Annotated in this window: 19 protein-coding genes; 12 read left to right on the top strand and 7 right to left on the bottom strand. The window is 66.6% G+C overall.

The features are described from left to right. From ACLB0R_RS16785 to ACLB0R_RS16770, 4 genes are all read right to left on the bottom strand, one after another. A partial coding sequence (locus tag ACLB0R_RS16785; protein WP_434953881.1) for a recombinase family protein occupies positions 1–1659 on the bottom strand: 1659 nt, incomplete at its 3' end. Continuing rightward, positions 1656–2177: a GNAT family N-acetyltransferase gene (locus ACLB0R_RS16780; protein ID WP_167712910.1), complete on the bottom strand. Its 522-nt coding sequence runs from the start codon at positions 2175–2177 to the stop codon at positions 1656–1658. The genes ACLB0R_RS16785 and ACLB0R_RS16780, both read right to left, overlap by 4 nt. A gap of 2 nt (positions 2178–2179) precedes the next feature. Further along, complete coding sequence (locus ACLB0R_RS16775; RefSeq protein ID WP_167712955.1) at positions 2180–2485, bottom strand: DUF1778 domain-containing protein; 306 nt, start codon at positions 2483–2485, stop codon at positions 2180–2182. A gap of 85 nt (positions 2486–2570) precedes the next feature. Next, positions 2571–2816, bottom strand: a complete 246-nt coding sequence (locus ACLB0R_RS16770; protein WP_167712912.1) for a hypothetical protein — start codon at positions 2814–2816, stop codon at positions 2571–2573. Between the two features lie 691 nt (positions 2817–3507). On the opposite strand from ACLB0R_RS16770, the gene ACLB0R_RS16765 reads away from it, so the two are divergent. Further along, positions 3508–5658 carry a ParB/RepB/Spo0J family partition protein gene (locus ACLB0R_RS16765; RefSeq protein ID WP_167712914.1) on the top strand — a complete coding sequence of 717 codons (2151 nt, stop codon included), beginning with the start codon at positions 3508–3510 and terminating at the stop codon, positions 5656–5658. Between the two features lie 178 nt (positions 5659–5836). After that, on the top strand, positions 5837–6316 hold the full coding sequence (locus tag ACLB0R_RS16760) for an SRPBCC domain-containing protein (protein WP_167712916.1): 480 nt from the start codon (positions 5837–5839) through the stop codon (positions 6314–6316). Positions 6317–6318: 2 nt separating this feature from the next. On the opposite strand, the gene ACLB0R_RS16755 is transcribed toward ACLB0R_RS16760, so the two are convergent. Further along, positions 6319–6651, bottom strand: a complete 333-nt coding sequence (locus ACLB0R_RS16755; RefSeq protein ID WP_167712918.1) for a hypothetical protein — start codon at positions 6649–6651, stop codon at positions 6319–6321. 667 nt (positions 6652–7318) lie between these two features. On the opposite strand from ACLB0R_RS16755, the gene ACLB0R_RS16750 reads away from it, so the two are divergent. The 4 genes from ACLB0R_RS16750 to ACLB0R_RS16735 all read left to right on the top strand — a co-directional run bounded on the left by ACLB0R_RS16750 (position 7319) and on the right by ACLB0R_RS16735 (position 9621). Continuing rightward, positions 7319–7621 carry a DUF736 domain-containing protein gene (locus ACLB0R_RS16750; RefSeq protein WP_167712920.1) on the top strand — a complete coding sequence of 101 codons (303 nt, stop codon included), beginning with the start codon at positions 7319–7321 and terminating at the stop codon, positions 7619–7621. A gap of 66 nt (positions 7622–7687) precedes the next feature. Beyond that, entirely contained in the window at positions 7688–8083 is a 396-nt protein-coding gene (locus ACLB0R_RS16745; RefSeq protein ID WP_167712922.1) for a hypothetical protein, read from the top strand. A gap of 129 nt (positions 8084–8212) precedes the next feature. Next, on the top strand, positions 8213–8611 hold the full coding sequence (locus ACLB0R_RS16740) for a hypothetical protein (protein ID WP_167712924.1): 399 nt from the start codon (positions 8213–8215) through the stop codon (positions 8609–8611). Next, on the top strand, positions 8608–9621 hold the full coding sequence (locus tag ACLB0R_RS16735) for a pyridoxamine 5'-phosphate oxidase family protein (RefSeq protein WP_167712926.1): 1014 nt from the start codon (positions 8608–8610) through the stop codon (positions 9619–9621). Before ACLB0R_RS16740 ends, ACLB0R_RS16735 begins: the two co-directional genes overlap by 4 nt. A 21-nt stretch (positions 9622–9642) precedes the next feature. On the opposite strand, the gene ACLB0R_RS16730 is transcribed toward ACLB0R_RS16735, so the two are convergent. After that, the gene (locus ACLB0R_RS16730) at positions 9643–9945 is read right to left on the bottom strand and encodes a hypothetical protein (protein WP_167712928.1); all 303 of its coding nucleotides are present in this window, start codon (positions 9943–9945) and stop codon (positions 9643–9645) included. 344 nt (positions 9946–10289) lie between these two features. On the opposite strand from ACLB0R_RS16730, the gene ACLB0R_RS16725 reads away from it, so the two are divergent. The 4 genes from ACLB0R_RS16725 to ACLB0R_RS16710 all read left to right on the top strand — a co-directional run bounded on the left by ACLB0R_RS16725 (position 10290) and on the right by ACLB0R_RS16710 (position 12887). After that, entirely contained in the window at positions 10290–11135 is an 846-nt protein-coding gene (locus ACLB0R_RS16725) for a DUF932 domain-containing protein (protein WP_167712930.1), read from the top strand. Positions 11136–11661: 526 nt separating this feature from the next. Continuing rightward, positions 11662–11928, top strand: a complete 267-nt coding sequence (locus tag ACLB0R_RS16720; RefSeq protein WP_167712932.1) for a DNA -binding domain-containing protein — start codon at positions 11662–11664, stop codon at positions 11926–11928. Between the two features lie 25 nt (positions 11929–11953). After that, positions 11954–12421, top strand: coding sequence for a transcriptional regulator domain-containing protein (locus ACLB0R_RS16715; RefSeq protein WP_343794017.1), 468 nt, complete (start codon positions 11954–11956; stop codon positions 12419–12421). Next, positions 12339–12887 carry a DUF2285 domain-containing protein gene (locus tag ACLB0R_RS16710; protein ID WP_416643067.1) on the top strand — a complete coding sequence of 183 codons (549 nt, stop codon included), beginning with the start codon at positions 12339–12341 and terminating at the stop codon, positions 12885–12887. Before ACLB0R_RS16715 ends, ACLB0R_RS16710 begins: the two co-directional genes overlap by 83 nt. 15 nt (positions 12888–12902) lie before the next feature. Here the strand turns inward: ACLB0R_RS16710 and ACLB0R_RS16705 are convergent, their stop codons facing one another. Continuing rightward, a complete protein-coding gene (locus tag ACLB0R_RS16705) occupies positions 12903–13124 on the bottom strand; it encodes a hypothetical protein (RefSeq protein WP_167712894.1) in 222 nt (73 codons plus the stop codon). A 169-nt stretch (positions 13125–13293) separates the two neighbouring features. On the opposite strand from ACLB0R_RS16705, the gene ACLB0R_RS16700 reads away from it, so the two are divergent. Together ACLB0R_RS16700 and ACLB0R_RS16695 are read left to right on the top strand one after the other, a co-directional pair. Further along, a complete protein-coding gene (locus ACLB0R_RS16700) occupies positions 13294–13569 on the top strand; it encodes a helix-turn-helix transcriptional regulator (RefSeq protein WP_167712934.1) in 276 nt (91 codons plus the stop codon). Beyond that, positions 13566–14459, top strand: coding sequence for a replication initiator protein A (locus ACLB0R_RS16695; protein ID WP_167712936.1), 894 nt, complete (start codon positions 13566–13568; stop codon positions 14457–14459). Before ACLB0R_RS16700 ends, ACLB0R_RS16695 begins: the two co-directional genes overlap by 4 nt. Positions 14460–14526: the final 67 nt, after the last annotated feature.

Genomic DNA, 14526 nt, shown 5'->3' with positions numbered 1-14526 from the left:
GCGCCATTTCGGTTCAAAACCACGAACGCCTAGCACCGCCGCCTCTACGCCAGAGGCGGCGGTGAGGGTCCGCAGCAACTCGCTGCGCTTGCCGAGGATGCGAACCTCGGACTTGCTCACGACCTCGACCCGCTGCGCGATGGCTCTCAGATAGTCCCGAGCGAAAGAACCATCGTCCCGGCGCAGCTTGCGACGGGCGGCCATCGCGAACGCGCGCAGGCTTTCGACGGTGATGGCCGGGCCGATCTTCTCGATATGGGAGACGGCGCGCTCGGCGTCGCCCCTGGCCTGATCGCGGATCGCGGTCAGCTCGGCGATACGGCCCTTGAGCGACGAATCGCCCATATCGACCACGCCGTTCTCGATTGCCTCGTAGAGCCGCTTGAGCTTGGCTTCGGCTTCGGTCGCCCGTCGCTCCAGATCGGCGACATGCTGCCGGCGCTGACCGACCCACTCGTCGCGCCGCTCCAGCAGCGCATCCATCATCTCCTCCAGCCGCGTCGCATCGAGCAGGCGCGATTCGAGATGCTCGGCGACGGCGGTGTCGAGCTTGTCCATCGGGACGGTGATGCCGGGGCAGCCGGTCTTGCCCTGCCGCGCTTTGGTCGAGCAGGTGTAGTAGCGATACTCGCGCCCCATGCTGCTCGTGCCCGAGCGCAGCGTCATCGCCCCGCCGCAGCAGGCGCAGAAGCAGATGCCGGTGAGGAGGATCGAACCGCCCACCGCGCGCGGCGGCATTATCTTTGGGCTGCGCGCCTTCAACGAGCGTTGGACCGCCTCCCATTCCGCCCTGGTGATGATCGGTGGCACCTCCATCACCGAATGCTCGGCCTCCGGCTTGGGGCTGCGCGTCTTGTGGTCGCGCGTGTTGAAGCGATGCTCACCGATATAGGTGGTGCGGGTCAGCAGCAGATGCACCGAGGCAATGCCCCATCGACCGCCGTCGCGAGTGCGGACGCCGTTCTCGTTCAGCCAGGTGGCGATCGACTTGAGTCCCATAGGCCCGTTGTTGTCGATGCCGTTGAGCGCCATGCGGTAGATGCGCCGCACCGTTTCGGCATGGATCGGGTCGATCTCCAGCTTCTTCTTGATCTTCGCCCCCCGGCGCTCCGCTTCGACCACCCGGTAGCCGATCGGAGCGCGGGCGCCGTTCCAGAAGCCCTGCCGCGCATTCTCGTTCATGGCGCGCAGCGTATGCTTGCCGTTTTCCTTCGACTGATACTCGTCGAACAGCGTCATGATCTGGCGCATCATCACGCTCATGGGATCGTCGCCCAAATCCTGCGTGATCGAAATCAGCCGCACGCCGTTCTTCGAGAGCTTGCGAATGTAGAACTCGAACTGGAACTGGTCGCGGAAGAAGCGGGAGAAGCTGTGCACGACGATCACGCTGAACGCCGGCGGCTTTTCCATCGCTGCATCTATCATCGCCTGAAAGGCGGGGCGGCGATCGTCGGTCGCGGTGTTGCCCGGCTCGACGAACACTTCCGCAACGTCCCAGCCGCGCGAGAGGCAATAGCTCTCGATCTGGCGGCGTTGGTCGGGAATCGACAGGTCGCTCTCGGCCTGCCGGCCAGTCGAGACGCGCAGATAGAGCGCGGCGCGCTGCGCCGGCTGGATGGCGGCGGCGTCGGAGAATGCGGCGGTGGCGTTCATCATGGTTCGACCAATCGTTGGATGACGTGCATCGGCAGCACGAGGCGTTGGGAATCGGGCAGGCGCACGAAGCCGTTGCCTTCGTAGAAGGCGGCTGCGCGCTCGTTGATCGCGTCCACGACAAGCATCGACGAGCCGACGGAGGATGCGGTGAACCACGCACGGCGAACGGCATCGGCGATCAGCACCGCGCCGAGCCGCTCACCCTGCCGCGCTTGGGAAACCGCAAGCTGGCCGATCAGCGTCGCGGCGACGAGCGGGTAACGCGGAACATGCCGCCGCGCCGCCGCCGGCACGTCGCCCTGCGCGATCCCGGTCGAACTCAGCGTGTAATAGCCGAGGACCACGCCGGGCTCTGTTCGTTCGGCGAGAACGAAAACCCCTGCCGCCTTGCGACGAATATCCTGTCCGGCCTGCGTTCGGAGATAGCGATCGAGACTGTCGACGCCGCACGAAAACCCTTTCCGGTCGTGGTGCGACCCCAACGGCTCGATCAGCAAGTCTCCCTGCGGCTGCGCCATGATTATGACGCGACCCGGCGTTTGTGCTCGTCCAGCGCACGGATCAGGCGCTCGCTCGGTTCGGGCGGATTGACGAGCGCATCGAAGAACGCCGTCCGATCGCGGTCCGACAGCACCAGCGTTTCATGGTCGGCGATCATCCGCCGGGCCGTATCCGCCAGCGCGGTCACGCAGAAATCGCTGACCTTGCGACGGCTGAGATGAGCGGCCCGTTCGATCAAATCCTTGGTTTCCTCGTCAATGCGGAAGCCGAGGCGCTCGACCCGGTTGCCTCGGGGGGATTCCGCTACAGGAAGTTTGCGCGGCATGGGTGTCACTCCTGATCGATCCATCACCGCTTCAATGTGCGTCATTCAGACTAACAAATCAACCCTTCCGCAAATGGCGATCGGATCAGGGGAGCGGCCCGAACAGCGCGTCCAGTTCCTTGCGGAGATGGCCTTCGAGGACACGCAACTCCATATCGCCGATCGGGACACGCTCCGGCCAGTCGTCGGTGACGACGATCGGGCCATCCTTCTCCGGCGGCCGGGAAGCCGATCGGCGGTCGGGCGTGGGTTGATAATAGTCGTGCAGGTCATCGAGACCTTCCGACCAGCGGCGGGGCGCACGGAGGCGACGTTTGCGGGATAGGGCCATGCGCTCAAGCTGCCGCGCGCACTGATGGAATCCAGAGAAATCGCCCTTGGAATGTCGCACCCGCCAGCGTGGTCCCGGCGGTGCGATTCGGCGCATGGCGGCACGCGGCGGAATTGGCGTAGCGGGGCGTAGTAGAGGCGGCGGCAGATAAGTGCAGACGGCGGGATGCGCTCGACGATTCTGATGCAAGGAACGCTGTGATCCTGTGCTGATCCGCTGACCGGGGCGGGATAGGCTTCCGCAGAATCGGTCGAAAAGCACCGTGGGGGAACAGATCGAGCAGGTAGGTTGGCGCCTCCCTTCGGGACCGCCGCTCTATCTCCGCTCCGCTCCGACCGAACCCCTGACGGGTTTCGTCCCATGCGGGTCACGATCAGCATGGCGGGGCGGCGTTCCACGCCAATCCGTAAATCCGCCGATGCGGATTTGCGCTTCTTCGTATCTGCGGAGATCGGGCCAGGGCGTGCGCCGGCCCGATCGCTTTGGCTGGCTGGTCGCTACGCTCCCCTCCCGCGGTGTGGGCGTCGCTTCCCTCTAGGCCCGCCGCGCCGGGCCGCAACGCGCGTGCCGCGCTTACCTCCTCTTCGTTCCGGCCCTGCGGGTGCTGCCCGGCTCCGTCGGCGGGCCTGCCGGTCGCTCTTTCGCCGCCCACCCCGCTCCGGGGTGCGTGTGCTTTGAAGGAGTAAGGACAATGAACGCTGTAACCGAAACCGTTGCCGCCGAGCCTGTGTCCGGCGTCGAAATCTTCGTGCCGCTGAACAAGCTGAAGAAGTCCCCGCGCAACGCCCGCAAGGTGCCGCATGGGGAAGCCGCCATCGAGGCGCTGGCCGCGTCGATCCAACACAAGGGGATGATCCAGAACCTTGTCGTGGAACCCGAGGTGAAGGCGGACGGGACGCCCACCGGCTGCTATTTCGTGACCGCTGGCGAAGGCCGCAGGCTGGCGATGCTGCTGCGCGCCAAGCGCAAGCAGATCAGGAAGTCCGAGCCTGTGCGCTGCTGGCTCGATACGGCGAACGATCCGGCCGAGGTGTCGCTGGACGAAAATGTTACGCGCACGGCGATGCACCCCGCCGACCAGTTCGAGCGGTTCGCGGAGCTTTCCCGCGACAAGGGATGGGGCGCGGAGGAAATCGGCGCGCGGTTCGGAGTGTCGCCTGAGATCGTCAAGCGGCGGCTCCGGCTGGGCGCGGTGAGCCCGAAGCTGATGGACGTCTATCGGCAGGATGGATTGACGCTCGACCAGTTGGCGGCGTTCGCCATCACCGACGACCATGCCCGGCAGGAGCAGGTTTTCGAGAACCTGTCGTGGAACAAGGAGCCGTGGATCATCCGGCGCGACCTCACGGCGAGCAACGTGCCCGCGAGTGATCGGCGTGCCGTGTTCATCGGCGCGGATGCCTATGTCGAGGCGGGCGGCAACGTCATCCGCGACCTGTTCACCGAGGACGACGGCGGTTTCTTCGAGGATGCGGGCTTGCTCGATACCCTTGTCGTGGAGCGGTTGCGCGAGATCGCAGGCGAGGTTCTGGCCGAGGGCTGGAAGTGGGCCGAGGCGAGCATCGACTATCCGCACGGTCATGGGATGCGGCGCTACTACCCGCAGCATGTCGCCCTGTCCGACGAGGACGAGGCCCGGCTATCCGAAGCGGCGGAAGCGCATGACGCCCTGATCGAAGGCTATGACTCCTATGAGGACATGCCGGAGGACGTGGCGGCGAAGGCGGAGGCGTTGAGCGACGAGATCGACGCGATCAGCGCCAAGCGTTCGGCCTACGATCCCGCCGTGATCGAGCGTGGCGGCGTGTTCGTCTCGCTCGGCTCCAATGGCGAGGTGAAGATCGAGCGCGGCCATGTCCGGGCCGAGGACGAGCCGCAGCCCGAAGCGGAGCCGGAGGACGAGGGCGAACGCGCCAGCGCGGAGGACGGCGAAGCCGTGGAGGACGACGAGGACGCGGACGAGGAAGAAGAGGTGGACGAGGCCGATCCGGGCAAGCCCATTTCCGACAGCCTCATTCGTGACCTCACGGCCCACCGGACGCTTGGGCTTCGGCTGGCCTTGGGCGAGCAGCACGACATGGCGATGGTCGCTCTGACCCATGCGCTGGTGCTGGACCTGTTCTATCATGGGTTCGGCAAGTCCTGCCTCACGATCACCGCCAAGAGCGAAGACCTCACCACCCACGCCGAGGGCATCGGTGACACCAAGGCGGGCGAGGCGCTGGCGGCGCGGCATAACCAGTGGGGCGCGCAGCTTCCCGACGAGACGGCGGACCTGTGGCCGTTCCTCGTCGCGCTGGACGGCGACAGCCGGACCGCGTTGCTGGCGCATTGCGTGTCGCTCACCGTCAATGCGGTGAAGGTGCCGTGGGAGCGTTCCGCCAGCCGCATCGAGGCGGCGGAAGGACTGGCCGAGGCGGTGGACCTCGACATGACGGCGACGTGGACCGCGACCGCCCGCAGCTATTTCGGGCGTGTCACTAAGGCGCACATCGCGCAGGCCGTGAGTGAGGCCGTCTCTTCCGAAGCCGCCGAGCGCATCGTTCCGATGAAGAAGGCGGACATGGCCGACGCGGCGGAGCAGCTTGTCGCCGGGACCGGCTGGCTTCCGGCCCTGTTGCGCACCACCGAGGCCGAACCCGAGGCGGTGGAGACGGAGAACGTCGCAGCGGACGAGCAGCCGTCCGAAGCGGAGGCCCCCGATACCGAAGCGGAGGCCCCCGATACCGAAGCGCAGGACGTCGAGGACGCGATGGCGCAGCCGACCGAGGCCGAGGCGGACCCGAGCGAACCGGAACCGGAGGACGAGGATCAGTCGCATTATGCGGTCGCCGCCGAATAGGGGGCGGGCCGGGGCCGCGTAAGCGGTCCCGGCCTTTCGTTTTGCGCACCGTATCGGTCGCGGCCGCGCCCTGCAGGGCGCGGCCGATTTGTCGTGGGGGAAAAATCGCGCTCGCCGGGCCACGGCCCGGCTCGCCGTCCTTGTTGGCGTGCGATCGTGCCAACAGTATTGCCCGCACATGGCGACAGCACCGGATAACCTACGAATCGACACGGCTTCCCGCACCATCCTGGCCGCGCCACGCGCCATCTTCCGGGCCATGACCGACGCCGAATCGGTGGCGTCCTGGCGGCCCCCCAAGGGGATGCACGCGCGCATCGAGTCGTTCGACCCGCGCACCGGCGGCGGCTATCGCATGGCATTCATCTACGACGATCCCGCGCCGGATGTGGTCGGCAAGTCCTCGGTGCGCGAGGATCGGTTCACCGGCCGTTTCGTCGAGCTGCTCCCCTATGATCGGATCATGGAGGATGTCGTGTTCGTTTCGGACGATCCGGCGTTCGCAGGGACGATGCGCGTGACGACGACGCTGACGCCCGTTGCCGACGGCACCCGCGTCACCATCGCCTGCGAGAATGTGCCGCCGGGCATCGGCGCCGAGGATCATCAGGCCGGGATGGCGTCCACGTTGCGCAATCTCGCGGCCTTCATCGAATAGCCTCAGCCGAACAGACCGGGCAGCACCGGCATGGGTTCACCACGCCCGGCGCGCACGGCATTGCCGGCCGCCGCGACCGTCACCCATTCCACCCGCCAGTCGAGGCGCAGAACATCGGCTGCGCCGTCGCGCTGAATCCGTGCGATCCCGGCGCCTTCCTCACTCACCGCGAAGCGGCAATCGTCATCCTTGCCATAGGCCGCCTCGACCAGCGTGCCATCGGAGAAGCTGAGCCAGCATCGGCCGGTGCCGCCTGTCGGCACCGCCAGCTCCGCTTCGATGTCGCCCGTCACCTTCAGTCTCGCGCGGTCCTCGCCGCGGATCATCACGCTCATACGCCGTCCTTCGCGCTGTCGAATCGGAAAGCGATAATCTGGAACATAATGCGAACATGAAGCAAGGGCATTGCGTCCGGCCGTTGGGAGGAACGGGCGCACCCGCTGGCTTCCGCAGGGCATGGCGGGGGAAGAACCGGACACGGTAAGCCGGTGTCCGCCCGATCGAGGCGGATTGAGATCGGCGGGCGAATAGCCGGGAACCCCGAGCGAGACTCCAGACACATCCTTTGGTCTTTCTCGGCGCCGCCGCCGCCCGTCGCCGTCAGGCAGAGGCAAGCGCAGGGCCGAGCTTCATGTCGTCCCCTGCACCCCGCTTCGCTCCCCACGTTCACCCGGCAAGGCACGATCACCGGGACCATAGCGATCGGTAGCGGCGCGCGATTACCATCGACCTTCTGCCAGTCCCGAGATCTTGCCGGGCGGCGCTGCCACACGGCCTCTCGAAAGGCTTGTCTGGCCGAGGGCCGCCTGCCTTCCCGCAACGGCGTCGAACGGCTTTTTTCCGCCGCCGGCGATGCCGGCTTTGCAGCGCGAAGCAAAAAAGCCGTCCGCCGCCGCCTGCCACTTCGTTTCGCCCTTCGGGTGCAGGTCAGTCGTCCCCCGGCCGGTCGACAGCCATCGAGGCCGCGATGGGCGCGGTCCGAGGCAAGAAAGGACTGACGACATGATCCGCGGCATCTTCACCACCACCGATCGCGGCTACACCGGCGAAATCCGTGCCTTCGGCACGCGCGAGCAGGTCGAGCTTCGCCAGGTCGAGGGCAAGGACAACGACAAGGCCCCCGACTTCCGCATCCATCCGGCCGACGACGACCGGATCGACTACGGCGCCGCTTGGGCGAAGACCAGCAAGGAGAAGCGTCCTTACGTCTCGTTCAAGCTGACCGTCCTCGGCGGCACGCCCGTCTATCTTCGGATGTTCGAGTCCGAGAAGACCCCCGGCACCTACGAGTTAGTCTCCGACTGACCTTGCCGCGCCCCGCCGTTCGGCGGGGCGCTCCCTCTCCAACCTTCCGCAGAAGGGACCGACGCCATGCGCAAGCCGCTCGGCCACAATGGCGGGCCGCCGCTCGACACCGATCCGCCGCGCCTTCCCGACGGCGCTTGCTGCGCACGATGCCGCCACTGGCGGGCGCCGAGCGAGCGCGAGGAAAGCGATTATCGCGCCTACCAAATGGGTCTCATCCGTCGTCGTGTCGCTGAGCCGTCCGGCGCCTGCGACCGGGTGATTCTCCGGCCCGGCGGCCCGATCGCGTTCGCTGGCACGAAGGGCCGGAGCCGCTGCTACAATTTCGAGGCGAAGCCGGAACCGGCCTACGAGTCCCGCTACGGTCAGGCGTTCGTCACGATCTACGAGAACGACCGCGTCGTCTGGCAGGGCCGCGAGGGCGAGGAACCTGCCGAATACCGGCAAGGCGAGCTGTTCTGACCGTTCCATCCGGCGGTGCTGATCGTCGGATGAAACGTGTCGTGCTGTCTTGCCGCCGTCATCTAGTGCGGCTAACTTGAGAACGACTCGCAATAAGCGAAAAGGGGGATAGCGCAGAGAGGATCGACGATGACCCGCCATTTCACGCCGCCGACCCGGCAAGAGACCGCGCCCGCCGCGATTATGATCGACGCGGCCCGCTGCTGGCGGCAGGCGCGCGATGCCGGCCATCCGATCCAGCCCTGTCTCACCCTCGCGCTCGCCGCGCATGATTGCACGATGCTCGCGCCGGTTCTCGACAGCCTCTGCCTGTTCTACGAAACGGCGCTCGGCCGACCACTCGCCGTCGGCGAGGCGCTGACGCTCTCCGAAGACGAGCATCTGCTGCTCGGCCTGCTCGACGGCTCTCGCCCGCGCGCCTGCCTTGGCTGCAAGGAGAGCGCGGCGAGCGCCCTCGACTGCGCTCTCTGCTCGACGCGCATCATGCTGGCGCTGACGCTCGGCGGCCCTGCGCCGACATTGCAATGAGCGGGCCGATCGCCAGCATCGACGCGCTGGAAGGCGTGATCGGCAAGACGCCGGGTGCGATGCACCTCAAGGTCATCGACCATCTCGACGCGGGCGCGCTGCGCTGGATCGGGGCCGCGCCGCTGCTGTTCGCCGGCTTCGGCGACAACGCGGGCATGAGCGTGACGCTCGGCGGCGGCGGCCCCGGCTTCGCGGAAGCCGGGACGCGCGAGCTGCGCTTGCCGCCCGCCGCGCTCGACGATCCCGCGCTTGCGCGGCCCGGTGAGGCGTTCGGTTCGCTGTTCCTAGTCCCCGGTATCGGCGAGACGCTGCGCGTCAACGGCCGCGTGACTGAGGCCGGCCCGGACGGCATCCGCATCGCCGTCGAGGAATGTTACGGCCATTGCGCCAAGGCGCTGATCCGCTCCGACCTATGGGCGGCGGTGCCGGTCGCGGACGCGCCCGACGATCCGGCCGCCTTCGTCGCCGCGAGCCGCTTCCTCGCACTGGCGACGTTTGGCGAGGAAGGGCGCGCTGACCTCAGCCCCAAGGGCGATCCGGCCGGCTGCATGGCGCGGCTCGACGGCGATACGCTGTGGTTCGCCGACCGGCCCGGCAACAGGCACGTGGACAGCTTCCGCAACATCCTCACCCAGCCGCGCGTCGCGCTGGCGCTGCTGATCCCCGGCGCGAACCGCGTGGCGATCGTGCGCGGGACCGCGCAGCTCTCCACCGACGAGGATGCCCGCGCCCGGTTCGAGGTGCAGGGCAAGACCCCGCTGCTGGCGATCGGGATCAAGGTAGAGGCGATCGACCTGCGCGCCAGCCCAGCGCTGGAGCGGGCCGCGCTGTGGCCGGTCAAGCCGGACGCGCACGGCATCGAGCCCGCCAAGCTGTTCGTCGAGCATATCAAGCTCAACCGCAACGCCGGCCTGGCCGGGAAGCTCGCCAGCGCCGCGCTGGCGGTGCCGGGGATGCAGGGCTTGCTCAAGAAAGGCTTGGATAAGGACTACCGCGACAATCTCTATTGATCGGCGCTCGACGTCGCCCGATCAATTCAGCGCGCCGCGTTCGCTGGCCTGTTCGGACCAATGGGCGAGAACATCCTGCGTAAGCGCGCTGGTACATCTATTATGCCGGGCGATGAGCGCATCCAGAGCTGCTCGCTGATCCCCCGTCAGCTTCGCCTTGTCCAGCACGGCCATCATCTTGATGAAGACGAGCGCGGCTTTGGCATATTGCTCGCGGAATCCCGCATCATCGGCCAGATCGTCAAAATCGACTTCTTCCATGCCGGCAAGTGTCTGCCGGGCGTGGTCCAGTCCTTCCTCGATTTGCCTCTGTGTGAGCTTCATCCTGCCGAGTCGCCCGCCAGTTCACCAAATATATCCATACTATAGAGGCTCGCGCGTCTCACGAAGAGAAGCGGCCATCCTGGCCGCATCCTGGAATTGCTTTGTTCGTGCGCGCCGGCAGGCCGGCGCGGGGCGCTAAGGGCCAGCCCTCGCGCCGGACAAGGGAAGCTGTCGCCGTCCGGGCCGGTATCCCCAGCCTTCCGCGCCTTCGGCTTGTGCAGGCCGGGTGATTCCCCTCCGGCCCGGCCGCCCTTGTCCGTTGCTACCCCGGTCTCGCCGACGGGCAGGGTTTCAGCGCGGCGCTTCCGCTGCGCGGAAACCCAAGCCCACGGAAGGACAAGACCATGAGCATCCATCATCTCGCCACCCGGTTCGGTCGCAACGCCCACCAGATCAGCGGGCGCGAGGCGCTCGACAACGAGGCGCTCTATCGCCACGTCCCCTCCATTTTCGCTCGCGAGGCGCACGACAGCCGTTCGCAGCGCTATGTCTATGTCCCCACCATCGACATCGTGGAGGGGCTGCGCCGGGAAGGATGGTTCCCGTTCTTCGCCGTCCAGTCGGTCCCGCGCGACGGAAGCCGCCACGGCCACGCCAAGCACATGCTGCGCCTGCGCCGGGATGACGGTATCGGCAAGCCGGAAGCAGCCGAAGTCATCATCGTGAATAGTCACGACGGAACGAGCGCCTATCAGATGTTCGCCGGGATGCTGCGCTTCGTTTGCACCAATTCCATGATTGCGGGCGAGCGGTTCGAGGAAGTCCGCGTGCCGCATAAGGGCAATATTCAAGACGATATCATCGAGGGCGTTTACACCGTGGCGGAGGACTTCCCCCGGCTGATCGACGCCAGCGAGAGCATGAAGGCGGTTCGGCTTTCCGATGACGAGCAGCGCTTGCTTGGCGAGGTCAGCCTTGTCGCCCGCTATGGCGAGGACGAAAGTCCGCTGCGCCCCGACCAGATCATCGAGCCACGCCGCCGCGAGGACATGGACCGCAGCTTGTGGACGACGTTCAACGTCATTCAGGAGAATGTCATTCGCGGCGGACTGCATGGCCGCAAGCAGAACGCCGAAGGCCGTATCCGCCGCAGCCGGTCCCGCCCGATCAACGGCATCGACCAGAATGTCACTCTCAACCGCGCGCTCTGGACGCTGGCCGAGGGGATGCAGCGCCTCAAGGCAGGCTGATCGCTTTGCCGTAGGGCCGGGCCGTCCGGCTCTACGGCTTCCCCCTTTTTGCAAGATTGCCGCCGCCGATCCGGCTTCCCCGGATCGGTGGCGGTCGCGCGTCCCAAAGGTCCGCGCGACCGCGATGGGCGGGCTCGCCGGGCTATGCCCGGCTCGCGGTAGGGAGTGGTCAAAATCTTCACACTGTCCTATGAAGGGGCCGGGCCGCTACGCGGCGGCCTGGGGTTGGTAGCCCCACGTTTAGCGGTTTGAGCGCCGGCCGTGACGGCGCCGCCATCCTTGACCACATGGTCGGGGAGCCTGTGACGTATACAACAGGTTCTCCGAACTAAAGGTCATAGGAACCGACTAAACGCGGTTTACCACTCCCCGATCAGGGTCAGGAGCGATGTTTGCGGGGGCGCACCGCAGACGCAGCCTTCGGGCTGCACCGTGATGCCGAATCCGCGTCCAGTGAGGCGGATTTGCGGGCACGGACAGAGGCCCTGGGTGACGCGGTTTGAAAGGCAACTATCGGAGATCATCCGTGACGGCCGGCAGGAAATTCGAGGATCGCCCTCCCGACAAGCCGCATCTCACCGGCTATGACGAGGCGCATTTGTCCGATTATCTCCGTCTGCTCGACGCCGATGCCGAAGGTGCGGACTGGCGAGAAGCGGTCGCGGTCATCTTCGGAATCGATCCCACTTGCGAGCCGGAGCGGGCGCAGGTCGTGCATGACACCCATCTGGCCCGCGCCCGCTGGATGACCGAAGTCGGCTACGCTTGGTTACTGGGACCGCGCCTCCATTAAATGGTCCAAAATGAACCATAAATAGATGTGCAGTCGTTCGCCAAGTAATTCTTGGATCATTCTAAACCATATCTCTGTCTCTACGGTGGTGCTTCCTTCGCACTATCCGACAAGCCGGTCTTTCCTGAATCCTGCCCGGCCCGAGCCTGACCGCAGGCCGGAAGGGAGGATGCCGATGCCACCACGTCCTGGGTGGCGTTCGCGCGCGGCCGGCGATGAGCCGGACGCCCCCGGACGCCCGGAGTTCGCCGCCGAGTTCCTACGCCGCAACCGCCGGTATCGGACCGAGCATGATGCCATGATGCGCCGGATCAAATCCGGCACGGTGAGCGAGGAGGCCGGCTTGGCGGCACTCGCCCGCCGATGGGGGTTATCCTTTCGCCTATGCGCCCTCCCAGCTTGCCGGACCGCTGTGCTGGCCGCCCGAGCTTGTCGCCACCACGATTGTCCTCGCCGCCGCGCCAGACGGATTCCTGCGCGCCAAGCCGGTTGACCCGGCCGCGCTCGGTCCGCTGCTGGCCGATCTTTCCGGCCCCAATGGACGGCACGTCATTCTAGCGGACGCCGAAGGCGAGCACCGCCTCTGGATACGCGACGCAGCGCCCGGCCAGCCGCTTGGGGCGTTCGTGCCGCTGGACCCGGATTTCGAGACGCGGATCACCAGCCTGCTGCGCTTCTACCGGAGGCTGCTAGGCCGGCGATCCGGGGCGCAACCCCGAGGCTGGCCGTTGACCGCGCAGCGCCGCGACCGGCTCGAACGGATGCTGCGCGCCCTCGACATGCGGCTGGCAGGCGCGAGCCACCGCGAAATCGCCGCCGCCTTCGGCCATGACAAGGCTGCGCGGTTGCCGGCCACGCAATGGAAAGTCTGCTCCGCGCGATCCGCAGTGGTGCGACTCGTGCGTGATGCCGAGCGCAAGATGAATCGGGATTACCTCAAGCTGCTGCGCATCCGCTGACCACAAGCCACGGGATCAACCGGCGGCGACCCGCTCCCGCAGCGTCTGATGATAAGGCCGATGGCGGCGCTCCTCGGCGTTGACGGCGGTCTGCCGTTCCGTCTCCTGCGCCTGACGGCCCATCTCATCCCAGCGCTCCGCCGACACTTCGTGCAGGCGGCGGCGCTGGGGAAGCTGTTCGCGGCTCGCTTCCGCGCGCATCGCGGCGGCTCTCTCGAAATAGTAGCTGGCACTCATCGCGCGCTTATCCGGCGTTCCCGGCCGCAAGACAAGGCAGGCCGGCGGCCGCCCATCCGATCCGCGGGGGTGGTCACATCCGTGCCCCGCATATCTTCGAACTCCACCCCGCCGTCGTTCCTTCGCCATTTTCGCCTCCTGCCGCCGTGACACCCGCAGGAGCCGCCGGATGCCGAAGCCGAACGGAAATCCCCAAAATTTGCCGCCGCGCCTGCTGCGCACGCCGGAGGCCGCGCGCTTCCTCGGCCTGTCCGGCCGGACGCTGGAGAAACATCGCTATTTCGGCACCGGGCCGGCTTATCGCCGGCTCGGCGGCCGCGTCGTCTATACCGTCGACGATCTCCAGTCATGGGCCGATCGCGGCACCAAATATTCGACCTCCGATCCGGGGCAGGACGACCTCATGCCCCGGCCGCATCCCGAACAGTCGCCGGCCCGGTCATGAGCAGGTCAGCTTCCCCCAAGGCCGGAGCCGATGACGGCGAACGCGCCCAGCTCACGCTGTTCCCGTCGATGGGTAATGGTATCGCGCCACGCGACGCACAGGATCTGATGGCGTGGCCCTTCTTCAGCCTCGCCAAGTCGAAACGGGTCGAGCCGATCGACTTCCGCATGGGCACCACATGGATCTCGGTCGAGGCGGTGCTGGATCATGGCATGGCGACGATCTGGGACGCCGACGTGCTGATATGGGCGGCGAGCCAGATCGTCGCCGCGCGTGACGCCGGCAAGCCCACGTCGCGGCTGATGGCGGCGACGCCCCATGAAATACTGACCTTCACCCGACGCGGCACCGGCAAGGCGAGCTACGAGCGGCTCAAGGCCGCGCTCGATCGTTTGCAATCGACCACCATCGCCACCTCGATCCGCCAGCAGCATCAGCGCCGTCGTCACCGCTTCTCGTGGATCAACGAGTGGCAGGAGCGGCTCGACGGCAATGGTCGCCCGCTCGGCCTCGAACTGATCCTGCCCGACTGGTTCTATGCGGGTGTTCTCGATCAGAGCCTCGTGCTCACCATCGACCGCGCCTATTTCGATCTCACGGGCGGTCTTGAGCGGTGGCTTTACCGCATCGTGCGCAAGCATGGCGGGCGGCAGGCGAATGGCTGGTCGTTCGATGTCGCCCACCTCCACCTCAAATCGGGGGTTCTATCCCCGCTACCCAAATTCGCGTTCGACCTGCGCGCAATCGTCGGTCGCCAGCCTTTGCCCGGCTACCGGCTCGGCCTGGAGCGCACCTTCGGACGCGCGCGCCTAACCTTCGTCGCCATTCCCGAAGACCCGCTCGATCGCGCCATGCGCCGCCTGCGCCTCCAGCCTGTGGATAAGTCATGACCGGACTCGGACTATCGGTAATGGCGAGGCTCGGACTATCGGTAATGCCGGAGTCGGACTATCGGGA

The organism is Sphingomonas sp. GlSt437 (assembly GCF_048015635.2).
In the GTDB taxonomy this organism is placed as follows: domain Bacteria; phylum Pseudomonadota; class Alphaproteobacteria; order Sphingomonadales; family Sphingomonadaceae; genus Sphingomonas.
Note: the sequence above shows the minus strand (reverse complement) of the source record. Positions and strands in the feature narration are given on the sequence as shown.